This is a genomic window from Brevibacterium sp. LS14 (assembly GCF_012027885.1).
GTDB classification, from domain to species: Bacteria; Actinomycetota; Actinomycetes; order Actinomycetales; family Brevibacteriaceae; genus Brevibacterium; species Brevibacterium casei.
Map to the genome: position 1 here is coordinate 233,156 of NZ_SJXG01000047.1, position 14,212 is coordinate 247,367.

The following is a 14,212-nucleotide window of genomic DNA, read 5'->3' on the forward strand; positions in this document are numbered from 1 at the left end:
AATCGGGGTCGACATCGAAACGAGGAGTGCGCGGCTGATTCGGCTGGTCATCACCAGCGGCATCGCAAGCGGCCCCATCAGGGTTCGAAGGGTCCTCCACTGCCGGTCACCTGCCTTTCCACTTCAGTGTGGATCGTTGATTCCAGTGTAGGTCACGTCACAAATCGTGTCAATCCTTTTTTCGAAATCTCTTCGAACGTCGAATTCATTGAATTTCGGACGCTCAGTGATTTTCGGCTGCCAATCGGCAGGCTGGGGCAACCTATCGGCAGGCTGAAAGGACGGACCGACTGGACGGCCGAGCAGGCCGACTGCACGGCCGAGCAGGCTGAATCGGCAGCCCAGAGTGCAATTCGTCGTTCTGGAATCAGAGGCGGACAGGTGGGAAACCCAGTCCCCGCCCTCACCCCTCGCGCGTGACCAGCCCCGGCAGCTCCGCCATCGAGTCGAAGGTCGCGTCGGCGCCGGCGGCGAGCAGGGTCTCGGGCGTCTGGTGCACGGGCGACGGCGGGCAGAAGCCGAAGACGTAGGATCCGGCGGCCCGCCCCGCGATGACGCCGGTCGGGGAGTCTTCGATGACGGCCGCCTCGGCGGGGTCGACTCCGAGCGCATGCGCGGCGGCGAGGTAGACGTCGGGGGCGGGCTTCGACCGCGGCAGCTCCATGCCGGAGAAGATCCGTCCTTTGAAGACGTCGTAGAGGCCGATCTTCTTCAGCTGCAGTTCGATCTTGGGCCGGTCGGCGCTCGAGGCGCACGCGAGCCTGCCGGGGTAGGCCTTCTCGATGATGTGCACGGCGTCGACGACGCCGGGGATCGCCTCGAGGCGGGCCTCGAGCTCGACGTTGCGTCGCTGTCGGAAGTCGGCGAGCCAGTCGGCGTCGATCCGCACGCCCGTGTGCTCCTCGATGACGTCGGCCTCGTCGCGGAGCATCTTGCCGACGAACCTGGCGACGGCCTCCTCCTGGGTCAGGTCCCATCCCATGTCCGCGAGCATCCCGCGCAGCACCTCGTTCGTGATGCTCTCGGAATCGACGAGGACGCCGTCACAGTCGAACAGCACGGCACCGAACTTCGGGCTCAGATCCATAGTCCGATTCTGTCATCCCACCGTGGCCGCCGCGTGCGGGTGTCCCGTGCATCGCTCCCAGGCGACCGCCCAGGCGGGGAGGTGGAGCATCACCTCGCCGAGGCGGCTGTGCCCGCCCGCACGAATCGTGCACCGCCGTTGGGGTGGCCCGGTCCCCAGTGACTGCGGTCGCCCGGTCGCCCTGTAATCTTCGGCGGCCCCAGGACCTCCGGCCACCCGCGGAACCCCGGTCCTGGGGAACGAGGGCTCCTTGGGAACTCCGGCGCCTGAGGAAACTCGGATCACCGGGAAGATCCGGTCCGGTGGAACCCCGGTTGACCAGGGATCCCGACGACGGTCGGGATTCGGGGGGCAAGCCCCGCCTCGGCGAGGGGATCAGACGACGAACGCCGAGTAGAGGAGGAGTCCAGACCCGATCGCGCACCCGACGATGACGAGGGCGAACAGGGTGAGCCAGCCGCCCGCGGGGATCGCGGAGACGCGGCTGAGGATGAACGCGTCGGACTGCTGGACGTTCCGACGGCGGGTGTGGACGCGGATGACCTTGACGAGGTCCTTGAGCGAGCCGAGGGCGAGCGCGACGCCGAGCCCGGCGACGAAGACCGCGATCCACTCGGGCGGCAGGAAGACGACGAGGAACTGAGCGGCCACGGCCGTGCACACGGCGATGACGACGCCGGCGACGTTGCGGATGAAGATGAGCGCGATGAGGAGGACGAGTGCCCCGAGTGAGAGCGCGAGCGGTGCCCAGCCGTAGATCGCCGAGGTGATGAGGACCAATCCGAGCACCGCCGGTGCCGGATATCCCCAGAATCCCGCCCATGTCGCGGAGAATCCGACCCGACCGAACGAGTTCATCTGCCCCGAGTGGTCGAAGTTGAGCGAGATCCCGCGCACGACCCGTCCGGTCGTCAGCGCCGCGAAGGCGTGACCGAGCTCGTGGACGAAGGTGACGAAGAGCCCGAAGAACCGCCAGATCGCCGGCGTCATCGTGATGATCAGAGGCACGCCGAGGATGATGAGCAGCTGCGTCGGCCCGAGCTCGAGTCCGTCCCCGCGCCCGAAACCGGAGGTGATGGCCTCCCACCACGTCTCCACGCCCTGCCTGAGATCCATCGTCACCTCGTCGATCCTCGCTCGCCCCGTCCCGGCCCAGTCCTGAGCGCCCAAGTCTAGGAACGGAGTCTGAGTGACGCGCTCAGCTCGGTGGGAGGCTGTCCACAGGTCGGGCGGGCAGCACTGTCGGCGAAGCCGGAACGAACGACTCCGATCGACAAGTCCCCTTTCTGCGTCGGAGCCTCGGGGGCTGTGTGAGAACGCGGAGCTTGCCCCACTACGATGGGAACAGGTCAGCCATGACGATGAGGAGTCCCCCATGCCCCGCAGTCGCGCGTTCGCCCAGGTCGATGTCTTCTCCCGCGAGCCCTTCCGAGGCAATCCCGTCGCCGTGATCCTCGACGCCGAGGGACTCACCGACGACGAGATGGCACAGATCGCGAACTGGACGAACCTCTCCGAGACGACGTTCGTCCTCCCGCCCACCGATGAGCGGGCCGACTACCGCCTGCGGATCTTCACCCCCTCCCGCGAACTGCCCTTCGCCGGACACCCCACGCTCGGCTCGGCCGCGGCATGGCTGGCCGCCGGCGGCACCCCGCACAGCGAGACGACGGTCGTCCAGGAGTGCGGCGTCGGCCTCGTCGACCTCCGCCGCAGCGGCCCCGACAGCAGCACGACCACCACTGCCGACCTCTCCTTCGCCGCTCCCGATCTCCTCCGCTCCGGACCGCTCGACGAGGACGACGTCACAGCCATCGCCTCGGCGCTCGGCGTCGACCGGACCGAGATCCTCGACCACGCGTGGGTCGACAACGGTCCCGGCTGGGCGGCGGTGCGCCTCGACGCCGCGGAGAGGGTCCTTGCCCTCACCCCCGACTTCTCGGCGATCCCGGACACGAAGCTCGGCGTCGTCGGCGCCCACCCGGCGGACTCCGAGCACGCCTACGAGGTCCGCGCCTTCGTCCCCGGCGTCGGCGTCGCCGAGGATCCCGTCACCGGCAGCCTCAATGCCTCGGTCGCGCAGTGGCTCATCGGGCAGGGGCTCGTCCCCGATTCCTACACCGCCACCCAGGGCACCGCGATCGGCCGCGCCGGGGTCATCAGCATCAGGTCCGAGCGCCCGACCCCGGGCGACTCAGACCCGAACCCCGACGAGGCAGCCCCCACCAAAACAGCCCCCGCTCCCGCCCCGTCGATCTGGGTCGGCGGCCCGACGACGGTGCGCATCACCGGCACGATCGAGGCGTGAGGAGCTGACGATGCCGCACACCCGCCCCTCCACGGACCTGCCGCTCACCCGTACCCATGCCCGGATCTGGTTCGCCCTCCAGGCCCTCGCCGGAGCCGCATGGTGGTTCGGCGTCTTCACCGTCCCCGGCATCCGCACCGCGACGCTCGGGTCCCTCGAGCCGGTCGTCGTCGCCGTCTTCGACATCCCGCTCTTCGTCCTCGCCTCCGCGACCGTGGCCCTCGGCGTCCGCCTGGCCGTGTGGGTCGTCGTCCCCTGGACGATCCTCGTCGCGCTCGGTACGACCGTCTACGCGACCGTGACCACCGAGGCGGGCCTCGGTGCCGTGGCGATGATCGCCGCCGCCGTCGCGAGCACGATCGCCGGTGCCCTCATGCTCGCCGGCCGCGTCCCGACCGAGCGGCTCCTCTTCGGTCCGTTCGCGTTCTCGAGCTCCCGGACCGAGGACGAACGCTCCCTGCTCATGCGCACCGGCATCCAGCTCGTGTGCTTCTGGGGCGTCTTCCTCGTCATCCTCCCGTGGATCATCTCCGCGCTCGAAGAGCGCTGGGTCCTCGAGGTGAAGTTCCCCGTCCTCGTCGTCCTCGCCGGCTTCGCCCTCCTCGTCCTCGCGAGCGCGCTCGGCATCTGGGCGGCGGTGACGATGGCGCGCTACGGCGGCGGCACGCCCCTGCCCGCGGAGATGCCCAACCGTCTCGTCGACGACGGCCCCTACCGCTTCCTCCGCAACCCGATGGCCGTCGCCGGGGTCGCCCAGGGCGTGGCGATCGGCATGTTCATCGACTCATGGCTCGTCATCGCCTACGCCCTGGCCGGGTCCCTGCTCTGGAACTGGATGATCCGCCCCCTCGAGGAGGCCGACCTCCGCGACCGCTTCGGTGCCGACTTCGACGACTACTCCGCCGAGGTGGCCTGCTGGGTCCCGACGCCCCGATCGACCGCGCGCAGCGAGTCCGACTGAGTCCTACCTCCCCTCACCGAGGTGACGCCTCGTGGACGGTGACCGCGTAGCCGTCAGGGTCGGCGAAGGTGAAGGTGAGCCCGAACGGGCTCGGGGCCGGTTCCCGGAGGATCGGCACCCCCGCCTCGGCGAGGGAGTCATGCAACCCTGCAGCGTCCTCGCAGGCCAGCCACAGCGCCACCCCGACTCCTGGCCGCTCGACCGCGTCGAGATCGACCCCCGGCAGGGGCTCGCGCACGGCGAAGGGGATCGGCGTCGTCTGGAAGACGACGGCCCCGGGCGGGCTGGCGTCGGCGCGCTCGAGGCCGAGCCGGCCGGTGTAGAACTCTGCCGACGCCTCGACGTCGCGGACCTGCAGGGCGACGAAATCCACTCCTGTGACATCCATGGTCTCTGTCCTCTCTCGTGTCTCGAACGGCTCCGTTCTCGCACCGACTCGATTCCTATGTCAGGTTTCTGACACTGCGAATGTATGTCAGAATATTGACATGAGTCAAGAGTCTCCGCGCCTCGAATCGAAGATCGGGTATCAGCTCAAGCACCTGCAGTCTCTGCTGCGCGCGCACATGGACGACGTCCTGCGTCCGCTTGAGCTCTCCATTCCCCAGTACGCGTGTCTCGAACTGCTCCAGCGGACTCCGGGGGCGTCGAACTCGGATCTCGCCCGCGGCGCGTTCGTCACCCGGCAGGCGATGAATACGCTCCTGCGCGGGCTCCAGGACCGCGGGCTCGTCACCCGTCCGGAGACGGTCGACACGGGACGGTCGCGTCCGACGACGCTGACCCCCGCGGGCGAGGACCTCCTCGCTCAGGCGGTCGTGCGCGTCGAGGAGGTCGAAGCGCTCATGGTCAGCGGACTCGATCCGCAGGCCAGGCGACGCCTCGGCGAGGCTCTCGATCGGTGCATCGATTCGTTCGAGGGCGCCAAGGGCTGACCTCTGCGACATGAGTCAGCTCGGCTCACCGCACCGCGAATTCGGCGGGCTCCCTTTCGACGCGCTTGGGCAGGAGGAGCATGACGAGGAGCGCGAGCGCGGCTCCGAGCCCGGCGCCGAGCGTGTTCGTCACGAGGTCGCTGATCGTTCCGAAGCGCGTCGGGGAGAGCAGGGTGAGCTGCGTGGCCTCGATGAGGCAGGTGAACGCGGCACCGGCCACCCAGCCGATCCACCAGCGCCGCACGCCGAGCTGGAATGCGAGCAGAAACCCGAAGGGCACGAAGAGTCCGACATTCGCAAGCATCTCCACCCGCTCGTAGCTCAGCCACTCCGTCGCCTCATGGGAGGCGAAGAAGGCGAGCAGGCGGGCGATCGGTGACCCCGGCGACGTGTCGAGCTGCTGCGGGGTGAGGGTGATGAGGGCGATAAACGCGGTGTAGAGGATGAGCAGGCCCATAGGAACCGTGCGCACGCGCTGCCTATAGCCTCTCATCCCCGTCAGAGTACGGGCCGATCCTGAGACGGACCGGTGACCGGGCGGGCCTCTGGGTCCGGTCCGCCCCGGCGCATGACGGCACGAGGCCTCACGCGAAGCGCGCGCTGAGGTCGGCGACCCGCCGAGCCCGGTCCGCGGTCTTCATCCGTCCGGCGCGCTCGAGCAGGCTCATCCCATGCAGGGCACCCCAGAAGACCTCGGTCGCGGTGTCCTCGCCGATGACGTCGGCAAGCACCGTGAAGGTGTCCCTGAGCTCGGGTTCGTTGTCCGCTTCGGCGAAGCGCGCGCCGATCGGCTCGGCGAACATCGCCTCGTAGACGGCGGGGTGCGCGTCGGCGAAATCGAGGTAGGCGTGGGCGAGCGCCTCGACGACCCCACGCGAATCGGGTCTAGCTTCAGCGCCCGCCGTCTCGATCGCCGCCTGGCACCGCTGCCGCAGGTCGGTGAACCCGTCGAGGGCGACGGTGCGCATGATCTCGGCCTTGCCTCCGGGGAAGTGGCCGTAGAGGACGGGCTGCGAATAGCCGATCGCCTCGGCGAGGCGCCGAGTCGTCACCGCCGACCAGCCTGAGGAGTCCGCGCTTGTGCGGGCGGCCGCGAGGATCGCGGCACGCCGCTCGTCGAGTCGTGTCTGTCTGTCCGTCACCGCCAGCCTCCCTCGATTCCCTTGCGCCGCTGTCCGTCCCGCCCTACTCTAGCAATGATAGAATTCCTAGCATTGCTAGATTGTGAGCATGGCTCGGTCGAAGGCGCCGAAGAACACTCGAGGCAGCACACGAGCGCGAACCCGAACCAGCACACGCCATCACACCAGCACCAGCACATGTCACTGGAAGGACCGCACCGTGGACGTCATTCTCGGAATCCTCGCGACGACGATCGTCGGCATCATGGTCGGCGTCGAGCTCGCCGTCGCCGTCGTCGTCAATCCGATCACCCTCCGCCTGCCCGCCGGCCCGTCGCTGACGGCCCGAGCCGACGGTGCCCGCATGCTCGGGGCGGTGATGCCCGTGTGGTACATCGCCTCGCTCGTGCTCACGGGCGCGTTCGCGGCGCTGACCTGGGGCTCGGCATCGGCGGGGACGGCCGGTATTGCCGCCGTGCTGCTCGCCGGCAGCGTCATCATGTCTGTGGCCCTGCTCGTCCCGATCAACAACCGCACCCGGACGTGGAGCGCCGAGTCCCATCCCGCGGACTGGCGAGAGCAGATCGGGCGGTGGGACCGGCTCCACATCGTCCGCGTCGCCGTCATCGTCGCCGCCTTCGCCCTCCTCGCGTCGGCGGCGACGCTGCTCTGATCGGCGCTGAAGGCTCTGACCGGCACTCCGGCGCCGAAGCGCCCGCGCCTCAGAGTGCGGGTTCCACCTCGGCGTTGTTCAGCGTCGCAATGTCGATGACGGCGCGGAAGTAGACCTCACCGGCGACGACACGGTCGTAGGTCGAATCCGCCTCGGTGATCCCGATCGTCTCGATCTGGGCGGCGATGCCGTGCTCGGCGCAGAAGTCGAGCATCTCCTGGGTCTCGGCGATGCCGCCGATGTTCGACCCGGCGAGCACCTTGCCGCCGCCGATGAGCGAACCGAAGGAGAGCTCCTGCTTCTCCGGCGGGAGGCCGACGACGGCCATGACGCCGCGCGGGGCGAGGAGCCGCAGGTACTTATCGACGGGGATGTCGGCGCTGATCGTGTTGAGGATGAGGTCGAACTCGCCGCGGTGCTCGGAGAAGAAGTCCTCCTCCGCCGTCGAGAGCATCCGCGTGGCCCCGAGGTCGATCGCGAGCTGCTCCTTCTTGAGGCTGCGGGAGAGCACGGTGACCTCGGCGCCCATCGCCGCGGCGATCTGCACACCCATGTGCCCGAGTCCGCCGAGCCCGAGGACCGCGACCTTCTTCGGCGCCCCGTCCTTGAGCTCGCCGGCACCCCAGCGGTGAAGCGGCGAGTAGGTCGTGATGCCCGCGCACAGCAGCGGGGCGGCGACGTCGAAGTCGAGGCTCTCGGGGATGCGGAGGACGAAGCGCTCGTTGACGACGACCTTCTCCGCGTACCCGCCCTGCGTGACCGTGCCGTCGACGTCGGTCGAGTTGTACGTGCCGACATTGCCGCGCAGGCAGTTCTGCTCCTGATCGGCGAGGCATTCGGCGCATTCGCCGCACGAGTTGACGAGACAACCCACGCCGACGCGGTCGCCGACCTTCCACTCGGTGACCTCGGATCCGACGGCGGAGACGACGCCGGCGATCTCGTGGCCGACGGTGAGCGGGAAGCTCGCCTCGCCCCATTCGTTGCGGATCGTGTGGATGTCGCTGTGGCAGATGCCCGCGGCCTTGATGTCGATGACGACATCGTCGGGGCGCGGGTCGCGGCGGTCGATCTCGGCGACGCGGAACGGCTGATCAGGTCCGGTCTTCTGCAGTGCCTTGACGGTGATCGACATGGGTTCCTCCAGTGCTCGAGACAGGGATGAGTGCGGACTCCGCACACACTACATCCTGCCGCTGACATGTCCCCCTGCGTCAAGGCCCGTGTCCCTACTTCGCCGCCGCCCGTTCCCCGATCGTGAGGTCGAGGGGGAAATCGACGGGGGCACCGGAGAAGAGGAGCCTGCCCGCCGAGGCGGCCGCCTCCCTGATCGCGTGCGCGGCGGTGTCCGCGTGCGCCTCCGGGGCATGGACGATGACCTCGTCGTGGAGGAAGAAGACGAGGTGGGCGCTCCGCGAGAAGGCCGGACCCGAGGCGGTCGCGGGCGAGTCCTCGACCGTAGGCAGCCGGGCGAGGCGCTGCCGGAGGTCGGCCAGCCACGCGAGCGCCCATTCAGCCGCGGTGCCTTGGACGACGAAGTTGCGGGTGAAGCGCCCCTGGTCGCCGGCGGCCCGGCGCGCGCGGTTCTCATCGGCGGTGGTCGCATCGACCTGGTCAGCCCGGGACTGGACCCGGCGCCAGCCTTCACTCGGCTCCGGGGAAGTCCGCCCGAGCCACGTCGTCACCACTCCCCCGGTCCGTCCCGCCTCGGCGGCGGAGTCGACGAGATGCATCGCCGCGGGGAAGGACTGGCGCAGTCGGGGCACGAGGCGCCCGGCCTCCCCGGTCGTCGACCCGTACATTGCGCCGAGGACGGCGATCTTCGCCTCCTGCCGCGTGGCGACGATGCCCTCGTCGACGAGACCGGAGTAGAGGTCGCGGCCGGACCCGGCCTCGGCCATCGCCCGGTCGCCGGACATCGCGGCGAGCGCCCGGGGTTCGAGCTGGGCGACGTCGGCGGAGATGAGCCGCCACCCGGGATCGGCGCGCAGGGCAGGGCGCAGCTGGCGCGGGATCTGCAGCGCCCCGCCGCCGCTCGCCGCCCAGCGACCGGTGACGACGCCGCCGGGGACGTAGACGGGACGGTAGCGGCCCTCGGCCACCCACTCGGCGAGCCAGTGCCAGCCGTTGGCCGAGAGCAGCCGTGCCATCCGCTTGTAGCGGAGCAGCGGTTCGATCGCCGGGTGGTCGGATTCGGCGAGCTCCCACTTCGCCGTCGAGGACACGTTGATCCCGGCGTTGCGCAGGGCGGTGAGCAGTCGGGTCGGGGAGTCAAGACTCACCCGCGAGTCGTCGAGGGCGGTGCGGACCTCCTCGGCGGCGGCGAGCATCTTCGCAGGCTTCGCCCCGGCGGCGGGCCTCGGACCGAGGAGGTCCTCGAGGATCCGCTCGTGCTCGGTCACGTCCCACGGCACGCCGGCCGCGTGCATCTCCGCGGCGACGAGGCCGCCCGCGGACTCCGCGGCGAGGAGGAGCCACAGCCGCCCTGGGTCGGTCGCCGTCTCGAGCGCCGCCTGCTGGCGGGCGAATTCGGTGAGCGCGGCGTCGATGCCGTGCGGGACTTCCTTCGGACGTCCGCGTCCTCCCGCGACGTCGAAGAGGGTCTCGGCCTGTCCGACGGAGGGTGCCGTGACGGGCCCCGCGTCCCATTCGTCTGCCGCGGTGAGCGCCGAACGGTCGGTGACGAGGGAGGATCGGGCGAGGATCGCATGGGCGAGCCGGAGGTCATGGGCGCGGTCGATGCGCACCCCTGCCGCGAGGAGCGCCGGATACCACTTCGGGGTGTCGCTGACGACCCACCTCGGCGGTGGCGTCGACCGTCCGTCTGACAAGGAGACCGCCCCCTCGGGGGCTCCCGACCCAGCACCGCCCTCACGGTCGCGGACGAGGTCGGGCAGGGCCGCCTCGGCGAGGGTCGTCCTCCCGATCTCCTCACCGTCCGGTCCGAGGTCGACGACCGTGACCCGGTGGTCACGCATCATGGGCGCGTCCGCCTCCGATTCCGCGCGCCCGAGCACCGTCCACGCGGGAGTCGGCGCGGTCTCGGAGAGCATGGACCCACCCTACTGCGCGGCCCTGACGCGGCGAGACCGTCTCAGGCTGGCGGGAGGAGCACCGCGGTCCCCGAGGTGCCAGAGACGATGATCAGGCCGGATTCGATCCGCAGCTCGGAGTACCCCAGCGGCCATTCGCCGACCTCCGCTCCCGTCTCGTCGAGGAGAACAAGGCCGTCGGGTCCCCGGTCGAAGAGGAGCAGCGAGCCGTCGGCGCTCACTCCCAGGAGTCCGATGATGCTGCCCGGAAGGTCCTCGATCTCACCGGCCTGCGTGAAGTCGCGCTGCCGTTCGTCCTGGAAGAGGGCGGGCGTCCCGGCGGCGCTCACGCCGACGACGGTGCCCGCCTTCCGATGGTCGGCGATGGGGAAGGTCACCCCGTCGCGGGGAGACGGGACGAATGGGTACTGCGAGACGCCCTTCGTCCGGTCGATCTCGTTGCCGCGCAGGTCGAAGTACGCGTACTCGGGGTCGGTCTCCTGGACGTTCTCCACATATCCGTCGCTTGCCCACGTGATCTCTGAGGCGTCGGGCACCGGCTTCGAGAGGACGTTCTCTCCGGCCGCCATGTCGATGACCGACACCCGGTTCACCGACACCTGGGTGACGCCGAGGTGATCGTCGCCGAGCACGGTCACTTCGGCACCCGAGGCGATGGGCTGGCGCCACGCCTCGTCGCCGCGCTCCCCGCTGGTTCCCAGCTCGAGGCCGACGACGTCGTTGCTGTCCGTCTGGACGACGACGCCGGCACCCGCCCAAGCCAGCGGGCGGACGCTCGAGACCGCGGCCCCCAATCCGAGTGCCTGCCGTTCGGTTCCCGTCGCCGGGTCGTAGAGGCTCCAGGCTCGCTTCGCGCTCAGCCACTGCGTCCCGACGACGACACTCGCCGAGGCGGCGGCCGGGACCGTCGACTCCGGATTCTCCGGCAGCAGAGCTCCCCGCCCGCAGGTCGCATCGTCGATCTCCCAGAGGATCCCCCCGCCGCGCAGCTGTCTGCCCATCACCGTCGCGCCACCGCCGATGCCTCGTTCGACTTCGACGACCACATCGTCGGTCACGGCGCAGACCTCGTTCGGCGTCGCGTACTGGTCAACGAACCCGGCCGCGTACGCATCGTCGAGCCACGTGCCCGCATCGCCGTGCGGGGTCAGCTGCAGATCCGCCTCGGGCGGCAGGTCCGGATCATTCGGATCGGGAGTGCAGGCGGAGAGCACGAGGAGTGCGACGGCAAGCGCGGTGATCGTGCAGACAGTGGGACGACTCGAGGACATGGAAGCGAATCTATCCCCGAATCCGCTCTCAGAGCTTCCGGCGCTGTTCCGATTCCGGCACAGAGTCGATTCCGGCACAAATCCTGGTCCGGAACAGCGCTGCTTCCGGCGCAGCCTCACCCGAGTGCGAGGGCGAGCGCGAACCCGAGTGCGGCGACGACGCTGGCCCAGCACCGGATGAGGTTCCAGCGGTTCCACCTCGCCTCGAAGCCCGTGCGCGCAGCCGCGCAGTCAGCGGCGGTCTCGATCCTCGCTCGGACGAGTCGGGTGTTGAGCGGGACGTTGACCGTCATCGTGATGATGAGGGAGCCCAGCGACCCGGCAGCCCCGACCCAGAGGAGCGGCACGGTGCCCGTTTCGACCGAGCCGACCACCGCGGCGGCGAGCGCCGTGAGCGGGGCCCCGAAGAAGACGACGAGGAACGAGGGCCCGAGGATCGCCTCGTTGACGGCGCGGAATCCGCGGACGAACTCCTCGTCGCTCAGCCGGCGGTAGGCCGGGGAGACCGCGCAGACGAACGCGAAGAGGAGTCCCGCGAGGAGTCCGTTGAGGACGACCGCCGAGGCGGCGAGCAGTGCCGTGGTCATGACCGTTCCCCTGCCCCGGGATCCGTCCCGCCCGCGCCGAGGAGTCCCGCGATCGTCTCCTCGATCGTCGTCGTCACCGTGACCGACCGGTCCCCGCGCGGGGCGAGGAGTCCCGCCTCGTCGGCGCGGTAGAGCTCAGCGAGGCTCTCGGCGACGTGCGGACGGAAGCCTGCCTCGGTCAGGGCACCCGCCCACGCGGGGGCGGGAACGAGGTCGACGGTGAGCTCACGGCCGAGACCGCGCCCGAGCACCTCGGCGACCTCCTGTTCGGACCGGGTGGGCCCGATGACGTCGACGGTCTCGCTCGTCTCCGGCGGCTCGAGCAGCGCCCGGGCGGCGGCCGCACCGAGGTCGCGGGTCGCGACCATGGGCACGGGCACCTCGGCGGAGGAGGCGAAGACGGGGTAGAGCCCGGTGGCCCGGGCGAGGTCGATGACGTCGGCGACCTTCTCCTGGAAGTGCCCCGAGCGCAGTGCGGTGAGCCTCGTTCCGGTCGCCCGCAGCGCCTCCTCGAGGCGGTGGAGTCCCGTGATCGGGCCCGTGCCCGTCGTCAGGTCAGCGCCTCCTGAGGAGAGCATGACGACATGGGGCACGGCTGCCCGGGCCACGGCTGCGGCGATGGAGGCGATGAGCCGGTCGGCGTGGGCGTCGAGGTCGTCGGCACCGAGGTCGAACGGGAGCAGGGCGAAGAACCCCGCGGCTCCGTTCAGCGCAGCAGCCAGACCCTCCTCGTCGTCGAGGGCGGTGACGACCGCCTCGGCGCCGGCCTCCTCCCACACGGCCGCGTCGGTGTCCTGGCGGACGATGACGCGGACCTCGGCCCCTGCCGCGAGCAGGGCCCTCGCGGTGGCCGATCCGACGCGTCCCGTTGCTCCTGCGATGACGTACATGGTCTCTCCCCTTCTGCTCTGTGGCTGCTCCGTGGCTGCTCGTCCGCTCTGCGAACCGTTCAGCCTGCACCTCTGACGCTACTGAGCACCTCTCGGTCGATCCATGCCCGAACGACCGCACTTCTTGCTCGATCGTCCGAGAACCGCAGACGATCGGTGGGATCGTGTGCGACGATGCGGTCATGGCGACAGGCCCCAGCAGAATGGACACAGTCCCCCGGAGCACCGGCACCGTGCCCACGCCGGGAGGTGCGGACGACCGGCTCGCGCGCGTGCTCGCGAACCTGCGGATGCGGTCGACGTTCTACTGCCATGCCGAGTTCGGGGACCCGTGGTCGCTCGAGATGCCCGCGATCCCCGATTCGCTGAGCTTCCACGTCCTCATCGCCGGCACATGCTGGCTCCGTCTGCCGGGGGCAGGCTCCAACGGATCCACCCTCGTCGAACTCGCCGCCGGTGATCTCGCCCTTGTCCCGCACGGGGCCGGCCATGACCTCCTCAGCGACCCCGATTCCCCGCGCGGACCCCGCGTCGACCTGCTCCCCCAGGACTACCTCAGTGAGAGCTACTCCCGCCTGCGCTACGGCGGACCGGGGAGGACCACGACGCTCATCTGCGGGGTCGTCGCCTTCGACGATCCGGCCGCACGCGAACTCATGCGGGCCCTTCCGCCCGTCCTCCACGTCGGCGGGGACTCGGCCGCCGTCGCCTCCTCGGTGCGCGAGACCCTGCGACTCATCGCTGCCGAACTCGCCCACCCGCAGCCGGGCGCGGAGACCGTGGCGACCCGGCTCGCCGACGTCCTCGTCGTCCAGGCGATCCGCTCGTGGATGAACTCCGACGCCGAGGCGAGCGCCGGGTGGCTGCGCTCCCTCCAGGACGAGCGCATCGGCCGGGTCATCGAGGCCATCCATGCATGCCCGGGCCACGAGTGGACGCTCGAGCGGCTCGCCAGGGTCGCCGGGATGTCCCGGTCGTCGCTGTCAGCGCGGTTCGCCGAGCTCGTCGGCGAGGCCCCGATCGCCTACCTCACCCGCTGGCGGATGAGCATCGCCGAGTCCCGCCTGCGCGAGACCGACGTCACCGCGGCCCGCCTCGCCGGAGAGCTCGGCTACCGTTCGGAGGCCGCGTTCAGCCGCGCCTTCACCCGCGCGAACGGCCGCACCCCCGGTTCCGTGCGGAGGGAGAGCGCTGCGCACAGGCGGAGCGCTGAGCAGAACGCGAGGCCCCGGTGACCTGAGCCGAGCGCCCGGTGACCTGAGCCGCAGAACCGCAGCCGAATGACCCGAACCGCTGCGAATTCACCGAATCGTAGCATTTGCGCAG

Annotated in this window: 15 protein-coding genes; 5 read left to right on the forward strand and 10 right to left on the reverse strand. The window is 70.1% G+C overall.

Annotated features, from left to right (window positions below; genetic code table 11):
• Positions 1 to 403: 403 nt before the first annotated feature.
• Both EZE58_RS09085 and EZE58_RS09090 read right to left on the reverse strand, forming a co-directional pair.
• Positions 404 to 1,087: an HAD family phosphatase gene (locus EZE58_RS09085; protein ID WP_063248765.1), complete on the reverse strand. Its 684-nt coding sequence runs from the start codon at positions 1,085 to 1,087 to the stop codon at positions 404 to 406.
• A 375-nt stretch (positions 1,088 to 1,462) separates the two neighbouring features.
• Positions 1,463 to 2,203: a M50 family metallopeptidase gene (locus tag EZE58_RS09090; RefSeq protein WP_063248766.1), complete on the reverse strand. Its 741-nt coding sequence runs from the start codon at positions 2,201 to 2,203 to the stop codon at positions 1,463 to 1,465.
• A 259-nt stretch (positions 2,204 to 2,462) separates the two neighbouring features.
• On the opposite strand from EZE58_RS09090, the gene EZE58_RS09095 reads away from it, so the two are divergent.
• Both EZE58_RS09095 and EZE58_RS09100 read left to right on the forward strand, forming a co-directional pair.
• Positions 2,463 to 3,395: a PhzF family phenazine biosynthesis protein gene (locus tag EZE58_RS09095; RefSeq protein WP_063248767.1), complete on the forward strand. Its 933-nt coding sequence runs from the start codon at positions 2,463 to 2,465 to the stop codon at positions 3,393 to 3,395.
• Positions 3,396 to 3,405: 10 nt separating this feature from the next.
• Positions 3,406 to 4,356 carry an isoprenylcysteine carboxylmethyltransferase family protein gene (locus EZE58_RS09100; RefSeq protein WP_167560318.1) on the forward strand — a complete coding sequence of 317 codons (951 nt, stop codon included), beginning with the start codon at positions 3,406 to 3,408 and terminating at the stop codon, positions 4,354 to 4,356.
• Positions 4,357 to 4,369: 13 nt separating this feature from the next.
• On the opposite strand, the gene EZE58_RS09105 is transcribed toward EZE58_RS09100, so the two are convergent.
• The gene (locus tag EZE58_RS09105) at positions 4,370 to 4,744 is read right to left on the reverse strand and encodes a VOC family protein (RefSeq protein WP_063248769.1); all 375 of its coding nucleotides are present in this window, start codon (positions 4,742 to 4,744) and stop codon (positions 4,370 to 4,372) included.
• Positions 4,745 to 4,844: 100 nt separating this feature from the next.
• On the opposite strand from EZE58_RS09105, the gene EZE58_RS09110 reads away from it, so the two are divergent.
• Positions 4,845 to 5,291 carry a MarR family transcriptional regulator gene (locus EZE58_RS09110; protein WP_063248770.1) on the forward strand — a complete coding sequence of 149 codons (447 nt, stop codon included), beginning with the start codon at positions 4,845 to 4,847 and terminating at the stop codon, positions 5,289 to 5,291.
• Positions 5,292 to 5,316: 25 nt separating this feature from the next.
• Here the strand turns inward: EZE58_RS09110 and EZE58_RS09115 are convergent, their stop codons facing one another.
• Both EZE58_RS09115 and EZE58_RS09120 read right to left on the reverse strand, forming a co-directional pair.
• Complete coding sequence (locus EZE58_RS09115; protein ID WP_063248771.1) at positions 5,317 to 5,763, reverse strand: VanZ family protein; 447 nt, start codon at positions 5,761 to 5,763, stop codon at positions 5,317 to 5,319.
• A 112-nt stretch (positions 5,764 to 5,875) separates the two neighbouring features.
• Complete coding sequence (locus EZE58_RS09120; RefSeq protein WP_063248772.1) at positions 5,876 to 6,433, reverse strand: TetR/AcrR family transcriptional regulator; 558 nt, start codon at positions 6,431 to 6,433, stop codon at positions 5,876 to 5,878.
• A gap of 199 nt (positions 6,434 to 6,632) precedes the next feature.
• Here EZE58_RS09120 and EZE58_RS09125 point away from each other — a divergent pair, with 199 nt between their 5' ends.
• Entirely contained in the window at positions 6,633 to 7,085 is a 453-nt protein-coding gene (locus EZE58_RS09125) for a DUF1772 domain-containing protein (protein ID WP_179952601.1), read from the forward strand.
• Between the two features lie 49 nt (positions 7,086 to 7,134).
• Here EZE58_RS09125 and EZE58_RS09130 read toward each other — a convergent pair whose 3' ends face one another.
• The 5 genes from EZE58_RS09130 to EZE58_RS09150 form a co-directional block, all read right to left on the reverse strand.
• Positions 7,135 to 8,220 (reverse strand): NAD(P)-dependent alcohol dehydrogenase, encoded by a 1,086-nt coding sequence (locus EZE58_RS09130; protein WP_119297087.1) that lies wholly within the window; start codon positions 8,218 to 8,220, stop codon positions 7,135 to 7,137.
• Between the two features lie 94 nt (positions 8,221 to 8,314).
• Positions 8,315 to 10,138 (reverse strand): bifunctional 3'-5' exonuclease/DNA polymerase, encoded by a 1,824-nt coding sequence (locus EZE58_RS09135; protein WP_119297088.1) that lies wholly within the window; start codon positions 10,136 to 10,138, stop codon positions 8,315 to 8,317.
• A 41-nt stretch (positions 10,139 to 10,179) separates the two neighbouring features.
• On the reverse strand, positions 10,180 to 11,409 hold the full coding sequence (locus EZE58_RS09140) for a hypothetical protein (protein ID WP_119297089.1): 1,230 nt from the start codon (positions 11,407 to 11,409) through the stop codon (positions 10,180 to 10,182).
• 116 nt (positions 11,410 to 11,525) lie between these two features.
• Entirely contained in the window at positions 11,526 to 11,996 is a 471-nt protein-coding gene (locus tag EZE58_RS09145) for an anthrone oxygenase family protein (protein WP_063248776.1), read from the reverse strand.
• Positions 11,993 to 12,886 carry an NmrA family NAD(P)-binding protein gene (locus EZE58_RS09150; RefSeq protein WP_009379811.1) on the reverse strand — a complete coding sequence of 298 codons (894 nt, stop codon included), beginning with the start codon at positions 12,884 to 12,886 and terminating at the stop codon, positions 11,993 to 11,995. Before EZE58_RS09150 ends, EZE58_RS09145 begins: the two co-directional genes overlap by 4 nt.
• A gap of 203 nt (positions 12,887 to 13,089) precedes the next feature.
• Between EZE58_RS09150 and EZE58_RS09155 the strand changes: the two genes are divergently transcribed.
• Complete coding sequence (locus tag EZE58_RS09155; protein ID WP_009379812.1) at positions 13,090 to 14,121, forward strand: AraC family transcriptional regulator; 1,032 nt, start codon at positions 13,090 to 13,092, stop codon at positions 14,119 to 14,121.
• The last annotated feature ends 91 nt before the right edge of the window (positions 14,122 to 14,212 follow it).

Bases quoted from the DNA above. Each gene is read 5' to 3' on its own strand.
- EZE58_RS09155 (WP_009379812.1), top strand. From the start codon at position 13,090: ATGGACACAGTCCCCCGGAGCACCGGCACCGTGCCCACGCCGGGAGGT.
- EZE58_RS09085 (WP_063248765.1), bottom strand. From the start codon at position 1,087: ATGGATCTGAGCCCGAAGTTCGGTGCCGTGCTGTTCGACTGTGACGGC.
- EZE58_RS09135 (WP_119297088.1), bottom strand. From the start codon at position 10,138: ATGCTCTCCGAGACCGCGCCGACTCCCGCGTGGACGGTGCTCGGGCGC.
- EZE58_RS09110 (WP_063248770.1), top strand. From the start codon at position 4,845: ATGAGTCAAGAGTCTCCGCGCCTCGAATCGAAGATCGGGTATCAGCTC.
- EZE58_RS09130 (WP_119297087.1), bottom strand. From the start codon at position 8,220: ATGTCGATCACCGTCAAGGCACTGCAGAAGACCGGACCTGATCAGCCG.
- EZE58_RS09150 (WP_009379811.1), bottom strand. From the start codon at position 12,886: ATGTACGTCATCGCAGGAGCAACGGGACGCGTCGGATCGGCCACCGCG.
- EZE58_RS09145 (WP_063248776.1), bottom strand. From the start codon at position 11,996: ATGACCACGGCACTGCTCGCCGCCTCGGCGGTCGTCCTCAACGGACTC.
- EZE58_RS09140 (WP_119297089.1), bottom strand. From the start codon at position 11,409: ATGTCCTCGAGTCGTCCCACTGTCTGCACGATCACCGCGCTTGCCGTC.
- EZE58_RS09095 (WP_063248767.1), top strand. From the start codon at position 2,463: ATGCCCCGCAGTCGCGCGTTCGCCCAGGTCGATGTCTTCTCCCGCGAG.
- EZE58_RS09105 (WP_063248769.1), bottom strand. From the start codon at position 4,744: ATGGATGTCACAGGAGTGGATTTCGTCGCCCTGCAGGTCCGCGACGTC.
- EZE58_RS09100 (WP_167560318.1), top strand. From the start codon at position 3,406: ATGCCGCACACCCGCCCCTCCACGGACCTGCCGCTCACCCGTACCCAT.
- EZE58_RS09090 (WP_063248766.1), bottom strand. From the start codon at position 2,203: ATGGATCTCAGGCAGGGCGTGGAGACGTGGTGGGAGGCCATCACCTCC.